This is a genomic window from Burkholderia sp. SIMBA_051 (genome assembly GCF_046534915.1).
Lineage (GTDB): Bacteria > Pseudomonadota > Gammaproteobacteria > Burkholderiales > Burkholderiaceae > Burkholderia > Burkholderia ambifaria.
Genome location: NZ_JAWRXS010000013.1, coordinates 66,449 through 85,058 on the forward strand (window position 1 = coordinate 66,449; position 18,610 = coordinate 85,058).

14 protein-coding genes and 1 pseudogene are annotated in these 18,610 nt (G+C 66.3%); 5 read left to right on the top strand and 10 right to left on the bottom strand.

The window, feature by feature from the left end; all coding sequences use genetic code 11:
• Positions 1 to 434 precede the first annotated feature (434 nt).
• Complete coding sequence (uvrA, locus tag SB771_RS27580) at positions 435 to 6,338, top strand: excinuclease ABC subunit UvrA (protein WP_410721829.1); 5,904 nt, start codon at positions 435 to 437, stop codon at positions 6,336 to 6,338.
• An 80-nt stretch (positions 6,339 to 6,418) separates the two neighbouring features.
• On the opposite strand, the gene SB771_RS27585 is transcribed toward uvrA, so the two are convergent.
• The 9 genes from SB771_RS27585 to SB771_RS27625 all read right to left on the bottom strand — a co-directional run bounded on the left by SB771_RS27585 (position 6,419) and on the right by SB771_RS27625 (position 14,840).
• Positions 6,419 to 7,360: an amino acid ABC transporter substrate-binding protein gene (locus SB771_RS27585; RefSeq protein ID WP_175661678.1), complete on the bottom strand. Its 942-nt coding sequence runs from the start codon at positions 7,358 to 7,360 to the stop codon at positions 6,419 to 6,421.
• A gap of 14 nt (positions 7,361 to 7,374) precedes the next feature.
• Entirely contained in the window at positions 7,375 to 8,682 is a 1,308-nt protein-coding gene (locus SB771_RS27590) for a dicarboxylate/amino acid:cation symporter (protein ID WP_011661123.1), read from the bottom strand.
• A gap of 239 nt (positions 8,683 to 8,921) precedes the next feature.
• Complete coding sequence (locus SB771_RS27595) at positions 8,922 to 10,259, bottom strand: methyltransferase domain-containing protein (RefSeq protein WP_175661677.1); 1,338 nt, start codon at positions 10,257 to 10,259, stop codon at positions 8,922 to 8,924.
• On the bottom strand, positions 10,256 to 11,107 hold the full coding sequence (locus tag SB771_RS27600; RefSeq protein ID WP_175661676.1) for an iron-containing redox enzyme family protein: 852 nt from the start codon (positions 11,105 to 11,107) through the stop codon (positions 10,256 to 10,258). The genes SB771_RS27595 and SB771_RS27600 overlap by 4 nt, the downstream gene beginning before the upstream one ends.
• 9 nt (positions 11,108 to 11,116) lie before the next feature.
• Entirely contained in the window at positions 11,117 to 11,902 is a 786-nt protein-coding gene (locus SB771_RS27605) for a dihydrodipicolinate synthase family protein (RefSeq protein ID WP_175661675.1), read from the bottom strand.
• Positions 11,892 to 12,410: a DUF6190 family protein gene (locus tag SB771_RS27610; protein WP_175661674.1), complete on the bottom strand. Its 519-nt coding sequence runs from the start codon at positions 12,408 to 12,410 to the stop codon at positions 11,892 to 11,894. Before SB771_RS27610 ends, SB771_RS27605 begins: the two co-directional genes overlap by 11 nt.
• Complete coding sequence (locus SB771_RS27615; RefSeq protein ID WP_244096839.1) at positions 12,407 to 13,618, bottom strand: aspartate/tyrosine/aromatic aminotransferase; 1,212 nt, start codon at positions 13,616 to 13,618, stop codon at positions 12,407 to 12,409. Before SB771_RS27615 ends, SB771_RS27610 begins: the two co-directional genes overlap by 4 nt.
• A gap of 83 nt (positions 13,619 to 13,701) precedes the next feature.
• Entirely contained in the window at positions 13,702 to 14,391 is a 690-nt protein-coding gene (locus tag SB771_RS27620) for a glutathione S-transferase family protein (protein ID WP_175661673.1), read from the bottom strand.
• Between the two features lie 17 nt (positions 14,392 to 14,408).
• Positions 14,409 to 14,840, bottom strand: coding sequence for a DoxX family protein (locus SB771_RS27625; protein WP_175661672.1), 432 nt, complete (start codon positions 14,838 to 14,840; stop codon positions 14,409 to 14,411).
• A 120-nt stretch (positions 14,841 to 14,960) separates the two neighbouring features.
• On the opposite strand from SB771_RS27625, the gene SB771_RS27630 reads away from it, so the two are divergent.
• The 3 genes and pseudogenes from SB771_RS27630 to SB771_RS27640 all read left to right on the top strand — a co-directional run bounded on the left by SB771_RS27630 (position 14,961) and on the right by SB771_RS27640 (position 17,099).
• Positions 14,961 to 15,833, top strand: coding sequence for a LysR family transcriptional regulator (locus tag SB771_RS27630; RefSeq protein ID WP_175661671.1), 873 nt, complete (start codon positions 14,961 to 14,963; stop codon positions 15,831 to 15,833).
• Between the two features lie 230 nt (positions 15,834 to 16,063).
• Positions 16,064 to 16,189, top strand: a pseudogene (locus SB771_RS27635) (electron transfer flavoprotein subunit alpha/FixB family protein); the annotation flags it as partial.
• Between the two features lie 34 nt (positions 16,190 to 16,223).
• Positions 16,224 to 17,099, top strand: a complete 876-nt coding sequence (locus SB771_RS27640; protein WP_175661670.1) for an HpcH/HpaI aldolase/citrate lyase family protein — start codon at positions 16,224 to 16,226, stop codon at positions 17,097 to 17,099.
• Between the two features lie 64 nt (positions 17,100 to 17,163).
• Here SB771_RS27640 and SB771_RS27645 read toward each other — a convergent pair whose 3' ends face one another.
• Entirely contained in the window at positions 17,164 to 18,081 is a 918-nt protein-coding gene (locus SB771_RS27645; protein WP_175661669.1) for a LysR family transcriptional regulator, read from the bottom strand.
• A gap of 126 nt (positions 18,082 to 18,207) precedes the next feature.
• On the opposite strand from SB771_RS27645, the gene SB771_RS27650 reads away from it, so the two are divergent.
• Positions 18,208 to 18,606 (top strand): RidA family protein, encoded by a 399-nt coding sequence (locus tag SB771_RS27650; RefSeq protein ID WP_175661723.1) that lies wholly within the window; start codon positions 18,208 to 18,210, stop codon positions 18,604 to 18,606.
• The last annotated feature ends 4 nt before the right edge of the window (positions 18,607 to 18,610 follow it).

Genomic DNA, 18,610 nt, shown 5'->3' on the forward strand with positions numbered 1-18,610 from the left:
TTTGCCCTCAGCCTGACAGCACCTTTGGCTGGACTGTTCTCACGACGCTTGCGAGGATTCACTTCCGTTAACCATGCCATCCAAGCCCTCACGGCTCCCGCATTGGCGCTTGCAGGTGTTACCTTTGCCTCGCGGCTCGGGTTAGGCCTTGCGGCCCCGATCGTTGTCCTCGATGCTCCGCACCCCGCCGTTACCAGCGACGCACGATCGAGTAGGCTACTGCTGGCAGAACAGCAGGTCTTGTCCGATTGCTATCGGCAAGACAATTGCGATAGCGACTTCCAGGTCGCACCTGTATGAATATACAGTATAGTATCCGTCGAACTCGAGCGGCGCGGGCATGACCCGTGCGGCACGTGCGCCGCGTCTGCGGGCATCCGCCGCAGCGTTCCGGCACCGTGATTCCGGCTAACTCATTCAGACGGGCAGGCAAATTGTCATCCAGCAATCTGATCCGCATTCGCGGAGCACGTCAGCACAACCTCAAGAACCTCGATCTCGATCTGCGCACCGGCGAAATGACGGTCGTCACCGGCCCGTCGGGCTCCGGCAAGTCGAGCCTCGTGTTCGACACGCTGTACGCGGAAGGCCAGCGGCGCTACGTCGAGACCTTCAGCGCGTATGCGCGGCAGTTCCTCGACCGGATGGACCGCCCGCAGGTCGAGCGCGTCGATGGCGTGCCGCCCGCGATCGCGATCGACCAGACCAACCCGGTCCGCAGCTCGCGCTCGACGGTCGGCACGATGACCGAGCTCAACGATCACCTGAAGCTGCTGTACGCGCGCGCGGCCGAGCTGTTCGACCGCCAGACCGCGCGGCAGGTGCGGCATGACACGCCCGAGACGATCTACGCGGAACTCGTCGAGCGCACGCGCGCCGACGATCCGCGCGTCGTCGTCACGTTCCCGGTCGAGCTGCCGGAAAGCGCTTCGGAGGACGAAGTCGCGCAGTGGCTGTCCGCGAGCGGCTACACGCGCGTGCAGGCGCAGCGCGAAGTCGCGTCGCCCACCGGCCCGCGCAAGCTGCTCGACGTGGTGGCCGACCGCTTCCGCGTGCAGCAGGCCGACAAGGTGCGCGTGGTCGAGGCGATCGAGGCGTCGCTCAAGCGCGGCGGCGGCCGCGTGAACGTCTACGTGCTGGCGCCGGAATCCGACAACGCGCTCGCCGCAACCGCCGAGCCGCAGGTGTGGCGCTTCTCCACCGGGCTGCACGATCCCGACAGTGACCTGCGCTATGCGGAGCCGCAGGCGGCGCTGTTCTCGTTCAACTCGGCCTACGGCGCATGCGAAACCTGCCGCGGCTTCGGCCGCGTGATCGGCGTCGATCTCGGCCTCGTGATCCCCGACGCGCGCAAGACGCTGCGCGGCGGCGCGATCAAGCCGATGCAGACGCCCGCCTGGAAGGAATGTCAGGACGACCTGATGCGCTACGCGGCGAAAGCCGGCATCCCGCGCGACACGCCGTGGTCCGAGCTGTCGGATGCCGAGCGCGAATGGGTGATCGACGGCTCGCCGGACTGGAACGGCAAGTGGCAGAGCCAGTGGTACGGCGTCAAACGCTTCTTCGGCTATCTCGAGTCGAAGGCGTACAAGATGCACATCCGCGTGCTGCTGTCGAAGTACCGCAGCTACACGCCGTGCGACGTGTGCGGCGGCGCGCGCCTGAAGACCGAATCGCTGCAGTGGCGGCTCGGCTCGAAGGCGAACGCCGATGCGGTGCTCGCGCCCGCCGCTCGCTTCCTGCCGCGCGGCGTCGACTGGACGCGCGCGCAGCTCGAGGCGCTGCCGGGCCTGACGGTGCACGACCTGATGCTGCTGCCGATCGAGCGCATCCGCCGCTTCTTCGACGACGTGAGCCTGCCGAGCGCGCTGCTCGACGACGCGCTGAAGCTGCTGCTCGCCGAGGTGCGCACGCGCCTGAAATACCTGTGCGACGTGGGCCTCGGCTACCTGACGCTCGACCGGCAGAGCCGCACGCTGTCCGGCGGGGAGGTCCAGCGGATCAACCTGACCACGGCGCTCGGCACGTCGCTCACCAAAACGCTGTTCGTGCTCGACGAACCGAGCATCGGGCTGCATCCGCGCGACCTCACGCGAATCGTCGAGGCGATGCAGCGGCTGCGTGACGCGGGCAATACGCTGGTCGTCGTCGAGCACGATCCGTCGGTGATGCTCGCGGCCGACCGGCTGATCGACATGGGCCCGGGGCCCGGCGAGCGCGGCGGCACGATCGTCTACGACGGCACGCCGGGCGACATCCGTTCCGCGCACACGCTGACGGGCGAGTATCTCGGCGGCCGCAAGCACGTCGCGCATGCGTCGAACTGGGCGCGCCGTCCGGTGGACGCGAACACGCCGCGCATCGTGCTCGCAGGCGCGACCGAGCACAACCTGCGCGACGTGACGGTCGAGATTCCGCTGCAGCGGCTCGTGTGCGTGACGGGCGTGTCGGGTTCCGGCAAGTCGACGCTGCTGCAGGACATGCTCTATCCGGCGATGGCGCGCCACCACGGCAAGGCGACCGAGTCGCCGGGCGCGTTCCGTGAGCTGACGGGCGCCGACCAGGTCGGCGACGTCGTGTTCGTCGATCAGTCGCCGATCGGCAAGACCACGCGGTCGAACCCGGCCAGCTATGTCGGCGCGTTCGACGAGATCCGCAAGCTGTTCGCGAAGGCGCCGCTCGCGCTGCAACGCGGCTACGGCGCCGGCACGTTCAGCTTCAATTCGGGCGACGGCCGTTGCCCGACGTGCGGCGGCTCGGGCTTTGAGCACATCGAGATGCAGTTCCTGAGCGACGTCTACCTGCGTTGCCCGGACTGCGACGGCAGCCGTTACCGCGCCGAGATTCTCGAGGTGCCCATCGAGCGCGACGGCCGTGCGCTGAACATCGCTGACGTGCTCGACCTGACCGTCAGCGAGGCAACCGCGTTCTTCGCGACCGACGCCGAGGTGTTGCGCGTGCTGCAGCCGATCGTCGACGTCGGTCTCGAATACGTGAAGCTCGGCCAGCCGGTGCCGACGTTGTCCGGCGGCGAAGCGCAGCGGCTGAAGCTGGCCGGCTTCCTCGCCGAATCGGCGGCGGCCGCTGGCGGGCGCCGCGTCGCCAGCGAGGAGGCGCGCGTCGCGCGGGCGAAGCTGTTCATGTTCGACGAGCCGACCACCGGGCTGCACTTCGACGACATCGCGAAGCTGATGCAGGCGTTCGGCAAGCTGCTCGCGGCCGGCCATTCGCTGATCGTGATCGAGCACAATCTCGACGTGATCCGCGCGGCCGACTGGCTGATCGATCTCGGCCCGGAAGGCGGCGACGGCGGCGGCCGCGTGCTGTGCGCGGGCACGCCCGACGACGTGAAGGCCTGCGCGGAATCGCATACCGGCGTCGCGCTGCTGCAGTACGACCGCGCGATGGACGGCGAAATGGCGCTGGCCGACGAAGGCGTGCCGCTGCAATCCGTGCTGAACGCCGCCCGCGAGCGGCGCGCGATCGAGGGCGAGGACGTCGTGCGGATCGTCAATGCACGCGAGCACAACCTGAAGGCGCTTGACGTCGACATCCCGCACGGCAAGTTCAACGTGATCACCGGCGTGTCGGGTTCCGGCAAGTCGACGCTCGCGTTCGACATCCTGTTCCACGAAGGCCAGCGCCGCTACCTCGAATCGCTGAACGCGTATGCGCGCTCGATCGTGCAGCCGGCCGGGCGGCCGGAAGTCGACGCGGTGTACGGCATTCCGCCGACGGTCGCGATCGAGCAGCGCCTGTCGCGCGGCGGTCGCAAGAGCACGGTCGCGACCACGTCCGAAGTCTGGCACTTCCTGCGGCTGCTGTATGTGAAGCTCGGCCTCCAGCATTGCATCCACGACGGCACGCCGGTCACGTCGCAAACGGTCGAGTCGATCGCCGCGCAGCTGCTGCGTGATCATCGCGGCCAGCACGTCGGGCTGCTCGCGCCGCTCGTCGTCAACCGCAAGGGTGTATATACCGATCTCGCGAAGTGGGCGAAGGCGCGCGGCAGCACGCATCTGCGCGTGGACGGCGAGTTCGTGCCGGTCGATCCGTGGCCGAAGCTCGATCGCTTCCGCGAGCATACGATCGAGCTGCCGGTGGCCGACATCGTCGTGTCGCCGGACGACGAAGCCGAATTGCGGCGGGTGCTCGACGAGACGCTCGAACTCGGCAAGGGCGTGATGCACCTGCTCGCGCCGCTCGACGGGCTGCACCACGCGGTGCAGAACGGTCATTCGACCGCGCGCGTCGGCGAGGTCAAGGTGCTGTCGGTCAAGCGCGCGTGCCCGGTGTGCGGCACCAGCTATCCGGAGCTCGATCCGCGGATGTTCTCGTACAACAGCAAGCATGGCTGGTGCACGACCTGCGTCGGCACGGGCGTCACGCTCACGCGCGAACAGCGCGCGGCGTACGACGACACCGTGCGCGCCGGGGACGATCGCGGCCGCGAGCAGACGCTGCCGTCGGACGAGCAGGAACCGGAAGGCGTCGGCAACGAGCCGTGCCCGGATTGCGGCGGCACGCGTCTGAACCCGTCCGCACGCGCGGTCACGTTCGACGCGCATCCGATCGTCGAGGTCGCGCAGTGGACGGTGTCCGATACGCGCCGCTGGATCGACGCGCTGGAACTGACCGGCCGCGACGCGCAGATCGCGCGCGACATCGTCAGCGAGATCGGCAGCCGCCTCGCGTTTCTCGAGGAGGTCGGGCTCGGCTACCTGAGCCTCGATCGCGCGGCGCCGAGCCTGTCGGGCGGCGAAGCCCAGCGCATCCGGCTCGCCGCGCAGCTCGGCAGCAACCTGCAGGGCGTGTGCTACGTGCTCGACGAGCCGACGATCGGCCTGCATCCGCGCGACAACCGGATCCTGCTGGACGCGCTGCGCAAGCTCGGCGACAAGGGCAACACGCTCGTCGTCGTCGAGCATGACGAGGACACGATTCGCCGCGCCGATCACATCATCGACGTCGGCCCCGGCGCCGGCAAGCGCGGCGGCACGCTGGTCGCCGAGGGGGCGGTCGCCGATCTGGCCGCACAGCCGGATTCGGTGACGGGGCGCCTGCTCGCGCAGCCGATGACGCACCCGCTGCAACCGCGTCGCGCGGTGAGCCTGGCGGGCAAGAAGGGCGCGCCGGCGGTGCCGGAGGCCTGGCTGACCGTGCACGGCGCGACGTTGCACAACCTGCGCGACGTCACCGTCGGCATTCCGCTCGCGCGGCTCGTGGCGGTGACGGGCGTGAGCGGCTCGGGCAAGTCGACGCTCGCGCGCGACGTGCTGATGACGAACCTGCTCGACGCGGTCGGCCGCTCGGTGCTGTCGTCGCCGGCCACGCGGCGCGCGCGCAAGGCCGCGCAGCAGGACGCGCCGGCCGCCAACCGCCGCTCGAGCGTGCTCGCGCGCAGCGCGCCGCGGCCGTCGCTGAACGTCACGCATGCATGGCAGGGCTGCGCGTCGCTGAGCGGCTGGGAGCGGATCGACCGCGTGCTCGAAGTCGACCAGACGCCGATCGGCAAGACGCCGCGCTCGTGTCCGGCCACCTACATCGGCGTGTGGGACACGATCCGCAAGCTGTTCGCCGATACGCTGGAAGCGCGTGCGCGCGGCTACACGGCGTCGCGTTTCTCGTTCAACACCGGCGACGGGCGCTGCCCGGCCTGCGAAGGGCAGGGCGTGCGCACGATCGGGATGAGCTTCCTGCCCGACGTGAAGGTGCCGTGCGACGTGTGCCACGGGCAGCGCTTCAACCCGGAGACGCTCGCGGTCACGTGGCGCGGCCGGAACATCGGCGACGTGCTGACGATGGAGATCGACGAAGCGGTGGAGTTCTTCGCACCGATTTCGAATATCGCGCATCCGCTGCAGCTGATGAAGGACGTCGGCCTCGGCTACCTGACGCTCGGCCAGCCGTCGCCAACATTGTCGGGCGGCGAGGCGCAGCGCATCAAGCTCGTCACCGAGCTCACGAAGGTGCGCGACGACATCACGCGACGCGGCCAGAAGGCGCCGCACACGCTGTACGTGCTCGACGAGCCGACGGTCGGCCTGCATATGGCCGACGTCGCGAAGCTGATCCGCGTGCTGCACCGGCTGGTCGACGGCGGGCATAGCGTCGTCGTGATCGAGCACGATCTCGACGTGATCGCGGAAGCCGACTGGATCATCGATCTCGGTCCGGAAGGCGGCGTGGGCGGCGGCACGATCGTCGCGGCGGCGCCGCCGGAAGGGCTCGTGCGGGTGAGCGCGAGCCATACGGGGCAGGCGTTGAAGCCGGTGCTGGCGCGAACGGCCGCGGATGGCGGTGAAGCCGAGCGGCAGGACGAAGCGCGGGTCGGTTAAGCGCGGTGCTTGCGGCGAGCGGCCCCGGTGTCTGGCAAGACACCGGGGCCGTTGTCATTTCGTCATGCGAGCCGCCGCGCTCAATCGCTCTTGACGCCGATCGCGTCGATGATGGTCTGCAGTTGCTGGCTCATCGGCAGGTTCAGACTCACGCCTGACGGAAGCGGACGCAGGAACCAGCGCTTGTACTGACGCGTGATCTCGCCGTCGACGGCCAGCTCCTCGAACGTGCTCTTCACGACCTGCGCGAGCTGCGGATCGTCCTTGCGGAACATGATTCCGTACGGGTCGTATGACAGGAAATCGCCCACCACGTCGTACTGGCCGCCCTTGGCCGCATTCTCGGCAATCAGGCCGTACAGCAGCACGTCATCCGTCGCGAACGCATCGGCGCGGCCGTTCGCGACGAGCGCGAAGCCCTGCGCATGATCCGGCACCACCTGCAACTGGATCCCGAGCTTGAACCGTGCGTCAAGGTCGCGCAGCGCCTTCTCGTTGGTCGTGCCGGCCGTCACCGCGACCTTCTTGCCCGCTAGATCGCGGAACGAGCGGATCGGCGAGCCTCGCTTCACCATCACCTTCGTGCCGGCCACGAAGATGATCGGCGAGAACGCCACGCGCTGCTGGCGCTCGAGGTTGCTCGTCGTGGAGCCGCACTCCAGATCGACGTTGCCGCTGACCACCGCGTCGATGCGGTTGTCGGACGTGACCGGCACCCAGCGGATCGTCAGGCTCTTGTTGACCGCATCCTCGATCGACGACACGAGCGCCTTGCACAGTTCGATCGAATAGCCGATCGGCTGGTTGCGCGCATTCAGGTACGAGAACGGTATCGACGCGTCGCGATAGCCGAGCGCGATCGTGCCGCTGCTGCGCACCTTCGCGAGCGTGCCGGTCAGTTGGGCCGGCGCGAGCGGCTCGGCGCGCGGCGGCGGGGCGGGTGCATCGTCGGCACGCGCGGTTGCGCCCGCGGCAAGCAGGCCTGCGAGCGCGAGCGCGCGCCAGAATCGCTGCATCTTCATCGCCGGGCCTCCGTTCAGACGTCCGCCGGATGCGCGATCGTGCCTTCCTGCTCCGCCTCGATGCGCGCCAGGTTGGCCTCGGCTTCCGCCTCCGACATGAGCTGGCCTTCCCATTTCGCGACCACGGCGCTCGCGATCGAGTTGCCCACCGCGTTGGTGGCCGAGCGGCCCATGTCGAGGAACGTGTCGACGCCGAGGATCAGCAGCAGCCCGGCCTCCGGCAGCCCGAACTGGTGCAGCGTGGCCGCGATCACGACGAGCGATGCGCGCGGCACGCCGGCCATCCCCTTCGACGTGAGCATCAGCACCAGCAGCATCGTGATCTGCGTGCCGAGCGACAGGTGCACGTTGTATGCCTGCGCGATGAACAGCGACGCGAACGTGCAGTACATCATCGAGCCGTCGAGGTTGAACGAATAACCCATCGGCATCACGAAGCTCGAGATCTTGCGTCGCACGCCGAACCGATCGAGTGCATCGAGGATCTTCGGGTACGCGGCTTCCGAGCTCGCGGTCGCGAACGACAGCATGAATGCTTCCTTGATCAGCGCCAGCAGCTTGAACACACGACGGCCGAGGAACACCATCCCCGCACAGACGAGCAGCGCCCAGAGCAGGAACAGGCTGAGGTAGAAGTCGCCCATGAACACCGCGAACTTCAGCAACACAGACAGCCCGTTGACCGCGACGGTCGCGGCCATCGCGGCCAGCACCGCGAGCGGCGCGAGCTTCATCACGTAGCCGGTGATCTTGAGCATCACGTGCGACAGCTGGTCGATCGCGGCGACGAGGATCTTGCCGCGCTCGCCGAGCGCGGCGAGCGCCACGCCGAAGAACATCGAGAACACGACGATCTGCAGGATTTCGTTGTTGCTCATTGCCTCGGCGAACGACTTCGGCACCATGTGGCCGACGAAATCCTTCAGCGTGAACTTGGAGGTCGCGAGGTTCGCGGAGGCGCCGATGTCCGGCAGCGGCAAGCCGAGGTTGTCGCCGGGGCGGAGCAGGTTCGCCATGAACAGGCCGAGCAGCAGCGAGATCAGCGACGCGGTGACGAACCAGCCGAACGCCTTCACGAACACGCGCCCGACCGATGCCGCGTCGCCCATGTGCGCGATGCCGACGACCAGCGTGGAGAACACGAGCGGCCCGATCACCATTTTGATCAAGCGCAGGAACACGTCGGAGACGAGCGAGATGTAACCGGCGATTTCGGTGGTGGCTTTCTTGTCGGGAAAGCTCGTGTAGATCATGTAGCCGATCACGATGCCCGCCACCATCGCGACCAGGATCCAGACGGCTGCAGCATTCTTTTTCTGCATCGTGAGCCTCCCATGCACCGGTTCGGCAACCGGGGATGGAAGGACAATACAGGACCAGAATGGCGATGAACAGTGCAACCGGACCCGGGTTTGCGCTAGCACCGTCTCACGGCCGATCGGGCGACGGCGATTGCGCCGGTGGCACTTCGTGCCCGCCGCCGGCGCAACCCGATCCTGATTTGTGCAGGGCAGCACAATGCCCGGCCGACGGCCCCGGCATCGCGGTGCCCGGCGCTACGCTACTCGCCCATGTCCTGCGCGAACCGACCGACGAGGTTGCCTTGCCGTTCCACCGTGCCGCGCCACGCGTACAACTGCTGGAACCCCGTTTCGCCTCCGTCGGGATAGCGCCGGCTGAACGACAGGTTCAACGTGTCGCCTGCCTGAACCTCGATCGGGCACTCGATCGGCAGATAGGCGTGCTTCCAGCTGTCGGACGTCTCGCCCGCCGGCACGTCGCCGCCGGAAATGTCCAGCACGGTGCCAGCCGTCAGCGCGGCCGTGAAACAGCACTTGAAGCCGGTCAGGAGGCCATCCGCGTGCAACACGTAACGCAGCTGGCGCGTGTAGCTGGAAGGCTGATCCCATTTGCCCGCGTAGTGGCACAGTTGCTGCGGGTCGCTCAGGTAAAGCGCGCGCGGGAGAATGCAGTCGTAGTAGAGATTGAAGGGCGAGCGGATGCCCTTTTTCTCGTAGAGCTGCGCGACGTCGTACCGCGGCGTGAGGCTCGACACCGCGCCGCCGCGCAAGTCCTCGTGCGCGCGGGGGGCGGCCACAGGCACCAGAAACGACGAGACCGACAGCGGCAGGATGCTTCCGTCCGGCTTCAGGAAGCGCCGGATCGCATCTTCGAGAATCGGCTGGAAATTCTCGTTGTCCGCCATGTTGCCGATGATCTCGGAGATCAGCACATCGGCGTGCGCGTCGAGTTCGACGTCATAGGAAACCTGATTGACCGGAACGAAACGTGCGCCGTATCCGGCGTCGTTCATGCGGCGCACCGCCAGATCGAGAATCTCGGTGTTCATCTCGATGCCGGTCACGCGCGCCGCGCCGGCTTCCAGCGCCCATTGGCTCAGGATGCCCGTGCCGGTCCCGAGATCGACGACGTGATCGCCCGGCCGGACGGTCTCCATGATCGCGTCGCGGTAGGCTTTCATGCGCAACCGGTCGTTGAGCATGAGGTCGTGGAACGCGTCGTCCCAGCCGAGAAGGGATTCGGAGAAAGGTGTCCACAATTGCTCGGGCACGTATTGCATGCGCTTGTCCTTGTCTGGAGAAATCGTGACGGGCACCGCGCCGCCGGATGGCGCGGTCTCCCGTGTGTCGATGCCGTTGATCGATGCATGTCCGACGTCCAGCGCGCCGCATTCGACTCCCGCGATCTGCCGGCCCGATTCGAGACAGAAGACCGAGTGATGAAGCGGGCACGTGATCGTCTTGCGCTGCGTGTCGACGTGTCCGTACCGCAACCGCCCCGCACGATGCGGGCAATGGTTGGGAATGTGATATCTGCGCCCGTCGATATCGACCGGGAAGTGGCCCGTTTCCTCGTAGTTGTCGTGCGCCATCGTCATTCGACCGCCACCTGCTCGAGCGATTTCCCGCATTGCTGCGCGTGGGTCACCGCGTTCCTGAAAGCCAGGTCCGTCACGTGGCTCATCAGTCGCGCGCCCTGGCACGCTTTCGCGGCGTCGAGCGTGCGGGTGGCATGCATCGCCGCCAGCAACTTCTGGCCTTCGACCGCGTGGAAGCCGTCGATGTGCTGGTGCTCGGTGTAGTACGCGTGCGCGTCCACTTTCAGCCGCCGGCATGCCCGTGCGTAGCACTCGAAGAACGCGGGAATGGCCGTCTCGAGGTAGGTGAGCGCGCCGGCGAAATACGATGCGTCGTCGGCGCGTAGCGCCAGCCAGAAGAACAGGTTGACGAACTCGAAGCTCGACGTGCCGACCTGGTCCAGATAGAACGCGAGCGCGGTCGGCATGCCGAGCTCGCGCAGCAGGTTGACGTACAGCGTCGTATGCGCGCGCTTGAGATTGCCCGAGCCGAACTCGTCGATCATGATCCGCAGCAGCGGCATCTGCGCTTCGAGGGGCAGGCGAGGCAGCACGTAATAGAAGACCTGCGCCTCCGTCAATCCGTCGATCGCGAACTCCTGGACGAGGATGCGGAACTCGTCCGGCGGCATGTGTTCAGCGACATACTCGGCCTCGGCCTGAGGGGCACGCTGCTCCGCCGCGATCTGCTGCGCGAGCGCGGCCTTCAGTTCGGCCAGCGAAGCAGGCAGCGCGATGTCCGGCAGCTCGCCGAGGCGTCGGGCGATCCATTCGCGCTCGAATGCGTCGACGGCGTCGTCCCGATCCCACGGCGCCTGCAATCTTGCCCGGTTGGAGAGGTACAGGTCTTTCTGTGTCGGGGAGGGCATGTCGATTCCTCACTGTCCCGCAGGTTGCGGGGAGGAGATGATGCCGCGCGTGAAGAGCTCCGCCTTGACTTGCGCATACCAGTCCTCGCTGAGCAGCGAATAGGCCGCTGTGAGCCTGTCCACCTCGTTCTTCAGCACACCGCCCCCGAGCGCGGCCGCGACGCGGCATAGCGCCGGTTCGAGATTGGCCAGGGACACCACGCAGCCATCCGCCGGCAGCCCGGCGCCCAGATGATGTTCCCAGCCGACGAAGTACTTCAGGCCGTGCCGTTGCAGCGTGTTGATCAGATCGATGTCGGGTGCGGCCTCCGCGGAGTCCTTGATGCCGACGACACGCGGCAGCGACGCAATGGCGAGCAGCGTCTCGACCGACGTCTCGTTGCCGGACAGGCTGGACTCGTTGTAAATGTAGACATCCAGGTCGGTCGCATCGTGCACCTGCCGGTAGTGAGCGAATATCGCGTCCTGTCCGACGGATGCGCCGAACGGCGAGGTCAGCATGACGCCGGTCGCCCCCAGTTGCCGGGCGCGCTTCGCGCGGGCGATCACCTCTTCGGTCGACGGCCGCTCGATGCCGACCACGACACGACGATCGCCGGCGTGTTCGAGCGTGAACGCGAGCATGTCCTCCCACTGCCGGTCGGTCAGGCGCCAGCCTTCCCCCGAGGTCAGGCACGGAATGTACCCGCTTGCGGACACACGCAACGACGCGAGGAGGTGCGCGACACTGCGGCCGCATACCTTGCCGTCGGCATCGACCGGCGTGATCAACGGAACGAAGACATCAGTTGCCATGGGTGGGTTCTTCATCGTGGTGAATGAATGCGCGCGACGCTTCGTACAGCGCTTGCAGTTCCGGCGGAAACGCGACCGGCTGATCGTCGCCGGGCGGTGCGGTCCAGATGCGGCCCTGCAGGCAGTCGAGGCCGAGCAGGACGGGATCGTGCGTCGCCAGCGATCCCTGGCTGCGCAGCACCTGCGCCGCGAGCAGCGCGCGCTCCGGCGTCAACGCCCGCAGGTGCGGATCGCTCAGCGCGGTATCGATCTCGTGGTAGGTGTACCCGCTGCGCTGGATGGCCATGTCGGTGTGGAGCCGATCCATGAACGGGTAATAGAGATCCTGGACTTCGCGGCGCTGGGTCCAGATGACTGCGTCGCAGATGCCGATCTGCTCGTAATTCATCCGCGGCTGCCCGGACAGGTGGCGCGAGAAGTAGGCGAGCGACTTCAGGCGGTGACGCTCATTGCCGTGGTGCATGCCGAGGAAGAAGCTGGCGTCGATGAACAGGGGCGGCCGCGTCATTGCTGCAGCTCCTTGAGCGCACCGTTGATTGCATCGACCGCTGACGCGAATACCGGCGTTTCACGCGCGAGCGCAATCCGGATATAGCGCTGCCCCCTGGCCGGATTACTCCAGTAGAAATATTTGCCGGACAGCACATAGATGTTGTGCGTCAGCAGATAGGCCTGCAGCGCGTCCGCGCTCCAGTTCGGGTCGGTGATCTCGAACCACGCGACGCTGGTTGCCACGGCCGGCGTCCGGTAGCGCAGCAATCCGCCGTCGAGCCGCGTACGTGCGATCTCACGATTCGTGTCGAGCAGGTCGCGCACCGAAGCAAAGCCGTCGCGAGCGCTGTCGAGCACGTACTCGGTGACCAGTTTCAGCACGAACGGCGACACGTTCAGCAGCACGCTGGTGACGATCGGATAGATGTCGTCGGTCAGGTTGCGGCTGCACGTCAGCGTCGCGCATTTCGCATCCTGCAGCGGCCATGTCTTGCCGGTGTCCTCCATCGCGATATAGCGCACGCCGGAATCCTCGAGAATCTCGTACACATCGGGGCGGGGCTGGCCGGACGCGAGGATGAACGACGCGAAGCAAAAATCCATGACGAGGAGCTTGTCATGGTCCACGCAGAAGCGCACGACTTCGCGGAACGCGTGGTCGGTCGGGCTGAAGAGGCTGAAGAGGCTGAAGCCCGTCGGGTTGTTGGGATCGACCAGAAAGACGGCGTCGAGGCTATCCACGCGCGCGACGAGATTGTCGTAGATCTGGGCAGGATCCTGAAGGATCTCTTCCCGAAGCGGTACCATCGGCACCTGCATGTGCTTCATCAGGTCATGCAGGTTGTCGAAGCAAGGCTCGATCAGCCCGACACGCATGCGCTTCTTCTGCAGATACGTGGCGGTGATATGCATGGCGATCGAGGCCGCGTAGACGAGATAGATCTCGTCGTGTCGCTGCAACGCGCGGTGCTGGCCGTGCAACGAATAGAACGCGTGGATGAACTCCTGCTCGCTCTTGTACTGTGTCTGGTTGGCCGCCGCGTACCAGAGGTCGGGCAGGCTCGCGACGATCGCACGTTGAGTGGCGCTTTGATCCTGGTGCGTGTGCGCATCCGCCAGGTTGTAACGCGTGCGCAGTGCGGCGATTTCGTGCTGAGTGATGTCTGCCTTCGCCTGAACATTGCTGATGCTCGAGTGCGGCAACTCTATGGTTTCTGCAGTCACGGAATGGATCCTTGTTGGAGTTGGAATGGGCGCAGCGAAGCTGCCGGCGCCTGTTCGGCGCCGGCATGTAAAAGGGGTTCAGTTCAATCCTGGATGCGCAAGACCTGATCGCGGATACGCGTCGACAGCATCGAGCCGCGCTTGAGCAGGAAGTCCATCAGCAGTTGCGGATAATCGGCCCGGACCGCCGCGCGCACGGACGGCCTTTCGGCGAGCCGTTGCCGCCACGCGGTGACCTTGGGCAGGCCCGCGAAGAAGCCGAAGTCGTCGATCTGCTCGAACACGTCGAAGTACCGGAACACCGGCCCGAAGGCCGCGTCCACGATGCTGAAGTGCGCGCCGCCAAAATACGGGCCGGCGCCGAGCGTGTCTTCGAGCTGCTCGAATCGTGCGCGGATGTCACGGGTTTTCGCGGCCAGCGCCGTTTCATCCGGCGCGGTGTAGAAGCCCCACACGGCGTTCAGCAGCGCCGATGCGAACTCGACCCAGGCGCGGTGCCGCGCCCGCTCGAGCGGCGCATCGGGATGCAGCCGCGGCGCGAGCGTCTCGTCGAGGTAGTCGCAGATCACGGCCGATTCGAAGATGGGCGCGCCATCGACGACCAGCACGGGGGTCTTGCCGAGCGGGGAAATCCGGCGAAACCAGTCCGGCTTGTTGCCCAGGTCGACGTCCGTCCGTTCGAACGGCACGCCTTTTTCGGTCAGCACGATGACGGCGCGCTGGACGTACGGGCACAGCACATGGCTGACGAGGTGGTATTGCGGCGTGCTCATGTCGTCACCTCGCCGTGTCAGGCCGCGCCAAGCGCGAAGCGCGGGCTGCGCCGTACCGCCAGCGCACCATCGCCGAGCAGCCACAGTGCGACGGACGCGACGATCAGGAACACCGGGTATTCCCAGCCGCCGCCCTGGCTCGTATGCACCCAGCCATTGGGCAGGTGCACACGCGTCGCGCACACCATGATCGGCACCAGCAACAATGCGACCTGGCGCGCATAGACGCCCAGCACGAGCGCGATGCCACCGGCCAGCTCGGCCGTGAAGACCGGATAGGCGAGGAAGCCGGGGTAGCCGACGCTCTGGAAATACTGCGCGGTACCCGGCAGGGTAAAGACCAGCAGTTTCAGCAGTGAATGGGAAATCCACATGACGCCCAGCGCCACGCGGAGCAGCAACGCGCCATAGGCGGCGGCCTGGTCACTGGTCGAAATCGATTGATTCATAACGGCACCCATTGCGAGAGTTAGCAAAGCGGCACCGAATTTAGCATTGCGGATATGCTTTAATAATACGCATAATTACAATGACGGAATGCAAAAATGCAATGCACGGGGGATAACTGGATGCCATACAAACTCAGCGCGGCAGACCTCGAAACGATCCTGGCGCTGTCCCGCTCGGGCACGCTGGTTCAGGCGGGCGAGCGACTCGACGTGGATGCTTCGACCGTGTTTCGCAACCTCCGGCGGATCGAGCGCGGCCTGCAGCAGCAGTTGTTTGAACGGTCCCGCTCAGGCTATCGCGCGAAGGAAATCGCGCTGGCGCTGGCCGAACACGCGGAGCAGGTGGAAGTGCAGGTGGAATCGGCCCGCTCGATCGCGCAACAAGCGCCCGAGGAAGTGTCGGGCACGGTGCGCATCACCACCACCGACACGATTCTGCACGGGCTGGTCGGGCCGGCGTTGAAGCAGATGGAAGCCATCCACCCGCGGCTCGCGTACGAGCTGCACACGGGCAACGAGATCGCCGACCTGGGGCGCCGCGATGCCGATATCGCGGTGCGTGCGACCAAGCAGCCGCCGGAATATCTCGTGGGCAAGCATGTCGGGTCGATCGACGTGGCGCTGTTCGCGTCCAAGCACTACGACGCCGCACGCTGCTATGAGGACGTCACGGCGGGCCAGGCACGCTGGATTGCGCCGGACGACGCGCTTCCGGGCCACCCGTCGGTCATCTGGCGCAAACGTCATTTCAGGAAAGTGGTGCCGCACTACAAGGTCAACAGTATCCTGACCGTGATGGAGCTGGTCGCCCTCGGCATGGGCGTCGGCATCCTGCCGACGTTCCTGACCCGCGGCCGCTCCGATCTCGTGCAACTGACCGATGTCCTGCACGACTGCCAGACCGAGCTGTGGGTGCTGACCCACCGGGAGTCGCGACATCTGCTGCGGGTCTCGACCGTATTCAAATATCTGTCGATGACGCTGAAGATCTGACCGTGTGCTTCGGTGTGCAGCGATGCGGGCGCATCGCGTCATGGGCCTGCCGGGCCGTTTCAATCGCGGGATGCCGCACGGGGTCGTGCGCGCCGGGACACGTGCGGCGCAATAGGTTCGGGCTATGACCGGCAGAGTCAATCGATAGTGGTCGCCGAACGGGTTTCCGCGTGTAATGGCCGACGAAACCGGTTGAAGCCAACGAATCGATGGAGGCGCAGCGCGTGAAGATCGTGAACGCAAGACGGGGGCCGGGCAGCAGCGGCGAGCACTTCGCGTTGGTGCTGGAGCCGCTGGCGGACAAGCTGTCGGCAGCGCTTGGTGCGTCACGGGCAGTGGCCGGTTGCGGCCTCGTCGGCGATCGGTTCGCACGGGTTCCGGAGGTGGTCGATGCCGTCTGATGCTGCGATGCGTGCCGGTACCGGACGCTCGGCGCTCGCCCAGTCTTACCTGTTCGTGCCCGGGAACAAGCCCGAGCGGTTCGACAAGGCGCTCGCAAGTGGCGCCGACGCGGTCATCATCGATCTCGAGGATGCCGTCGAACCGGACGCGAAAGCGGCGGCGCGTGACGCGATCGCCCAGTGGGTTTCGCCCGAGCATCCGGTGCTCGTGCGGATCAATGCGCGCAATACGCCGTGGTTCGAGGCCGATGCCGCGCTCGGCGCGTTGAAGGGCGTCGCGGGAATCGTGCTGCCGAAGGCCGCGCATGCGGACGATGTGTGCGCGGCCGTCGCGCTTGCACGCCGGCGTGTGCCCATCTATCCGTTGATCGAAAGCGCGCACGGCATGTGGAACGCGCTCGATATCGCGAAAGCGCCGTACGTCGCGCGGCTGATGTTCGGCACGCTCGATTTCATCGCGGACATGGGCATGTCGGACGATGGCGTTTCGCTCAATCACTTTCGGTCGCAACTGACGTTGATTTCGCGGGTGGCCGGAATCGAGTCGCCGGTCGACGGCGTGACGCCGGACATTCACGACGGGGAACGGATCGCGCGTGACGCGCTCAACGGGAAGCAACTGGGATTCGGCGCGAAGCTGTGCATTCACCCGAAACAGATCGCATTCGTGCACCAGTGCTATCGGCCGAGCGAGGATGAGGTGCGCTGGGCGCGGCAGGTGCTCGATGCGATGCGCGAGTCGAATGGCGGCGTGGTGACGGTCGACGGGAAGATGGTCGATCGGCCCGTGTTGCTGCGTGCGATGCGGATCGACGAGCTGGCGTCATCCGCCGGAGAGGCAGCGGAACGGGCGGCCCGCGCATGATCCGACGCGGATGCCGCCACCACCCTGACGAAGGGCGCGGTCGCGCATGACGCACGTAACGTGCTCATTGCGGCTCCACGGGAGCAGGGGCGTTCATCAGCTCGACGACCCAGTCGATGAACGCACGCAGTTTGGCACTGACGTGGCGGTTCGGCGGATACGCGATATATAGCGGCATCGGATCGAGTTGCCAGTCTTCGAACAGCGTGACGAGTTCGCCGCGTTCCAGATGCACTTTCGCCATATAGTGCGGCAGCCACATGATGCCGAGGCCGGCCACGCCGGCCGCGAGATAGGCATTGCCGTCATCGACGGCGAGCGCGCAACGGCCTTGCACCGCGATGGTCTCGCCGCCGTGATGCATGACGAGCGGATAGAGTTTGCCCGCGCGTCCCCACGAGAACCCGACGATGCGGTGATGCGAGTTTTCGAGTTCCGCGGGATGCGAAGGCGTGCCTGCGAGCGCGAGATAGCCGGGCGACGCAACGATGCCGAGCGACAGGTCCGCCACGCGCCGGGCGACCATCGACTGATCGTTCGGCTCGCCGCCGCGCACGACGCAATCCACGTTCTCGCCGATGATGTCGACGGTGCGGTCGCTCACGCCCATGTCGAGCTGAATGTCCGGATAGCGGGCGAGGAAGGCCGGCAGCGCGGGGATCAGGATCAGCCGCGCGAACGGACTCGGCACATCAACGCGCAGCCGGCCTCGTGGCACCGCCGATGCGCTCGACAGGCTCGTTTCGGCGTCGTCCATGTCGGCGAGCAGCCGGGTCGCGCGCTCGTAGTACGCGATGCCGTCCGGCGTGACGTTGATCTTGCGCGTCGTCCGGTTCAGCAGCCGGACCCGCAAGCGCGCCTCGAGCTGCTGGACCAGCTGCGTGACCGTGGTCTTGCTCATATGCAGCGTCTCGGCGGCCTTCGTGAAGCTGCCCGCCTCGACGACCCGGACGAAAGCGCGCATCGCATCGAAGCGATCCATGAGTGTGTGCCTCGCATTTGAATTGTTTGCATTTTACAAACGGTCATGGACAGGGATGGTCGTTTATCGCGCGGGTGTCGGTCGGTACAGTGTGCCGATCGAAACCAGTGATCCATGGAGGTGAAGGTGGGCAAGCGCGATGTGGTGTTTGCGCCGGGACGTCGGGCGCTGTACGAGCGCAACCGATACTCGCCGGCCGTACGGGCGGGCGGGTTGCTGTTCGTCTCCGGTCAGGTCGGCAGTCGCGAGGACGGCACGCCCGAGCCGGATCTGCAGGAACAGGTGCGGCTCGCGTTTCGAAACCTGAATGCGATCCTGCACGCGGCCGGCTGCACGTTCGACGATGTGGTCGACGTCACGGTGTTCATGGTCGATCCACAATCGACGTTCGAGCGCGTCTGGCAGGTCGTGCCGGAGTTCTGGGGCGACGCGCCGCATCCGGCGCTCACCGCGGTCGGCGTGACCTGGCTTTACGGCTTCGACTTCGAGATCAAGGTCGTGGCGGAGCTTCCGGTCACCGAATGACGCG

Bases quoted from the DNA above. Each gene is read 5' to 3' on its own strand.
- SB771_RS27585 (WP_175661678.1), bottom strand. From the start codon at position 7,360: ATGAAGATGCAGCGATTCTGGCGCGCGCTCGCGCTCGCAGGCCTGCTT.
- SB771_RS27590 (WP_011661123.1), bottom strand. From the start codon at position 8,682: ATGCAGAAAAAGAATGCTGCAGCCGTCTGGATCCTGGTCGCGATGGTG.
- SB771_RS27595 (WP_175661677.1), bottom strand. From the start codon at position 10,259: ATGACGATGGCGCACGACAACTACGAGGAAACGGGCCACTTCCCGGTC.
- SB771_RS27600 (WP_175661676.1), bottom strand. From the start codon at position 11,107: ATGCCCTCCCCGACACAGAAAGACCTGTACCTCTCCAACCGGGCAAGA.
- SB771_RS27605 (WP_175661675.1), bottom strand. From the start codon at position 11,902: ATGGCAACTGATGTCTTCGTTCCGTTGATCACGCCGGTCGATGCCGAC.
- SB771_RS27610 (WP_175661674.1), bottom strand. From the start codon at position 12,410: ATGACGCGGCCGCCCCTGTTCATCGACGCCAGCTTCTTCCTCGGCATG.
- SB771_RS27620 (WP_175661673.1), bottom strand. From the start codon at position 14,391: ATGAGCACGCCGCAATACCACCTCGTCAGCCATGTGCTGTGCCCGTAC.
- SB771_RS27625 (WP_175661672.1), bottom strand. From the start codon at position 14,840: ATGAATCAATCGATTTCGACCAGTGACCAGGCCGCCGCCTATGGCGCG.
- SB771_RS27630 (WP_175661671.1), top strand. From the start codon at position 14,961: ATGCCATACAAACTCAGCGCGGCAGACCTCGAAACGATCCTGGCGCTG.
- SB771_RS27640 (WP_175661670.1), top strand. From the start codon at position 16,224: ATGCCGTCTGATGCTGCGATGCGTGCCGGTACCGGACGCTCGGCGCTC.
- SB771_RS27645 (WP_175661669.1), bottom strand. From the start codon at position 18,081: ATGGATCGCTTCGATGCGATGCGCGCTTTCGTCCGGGTCGTCGAGGCG.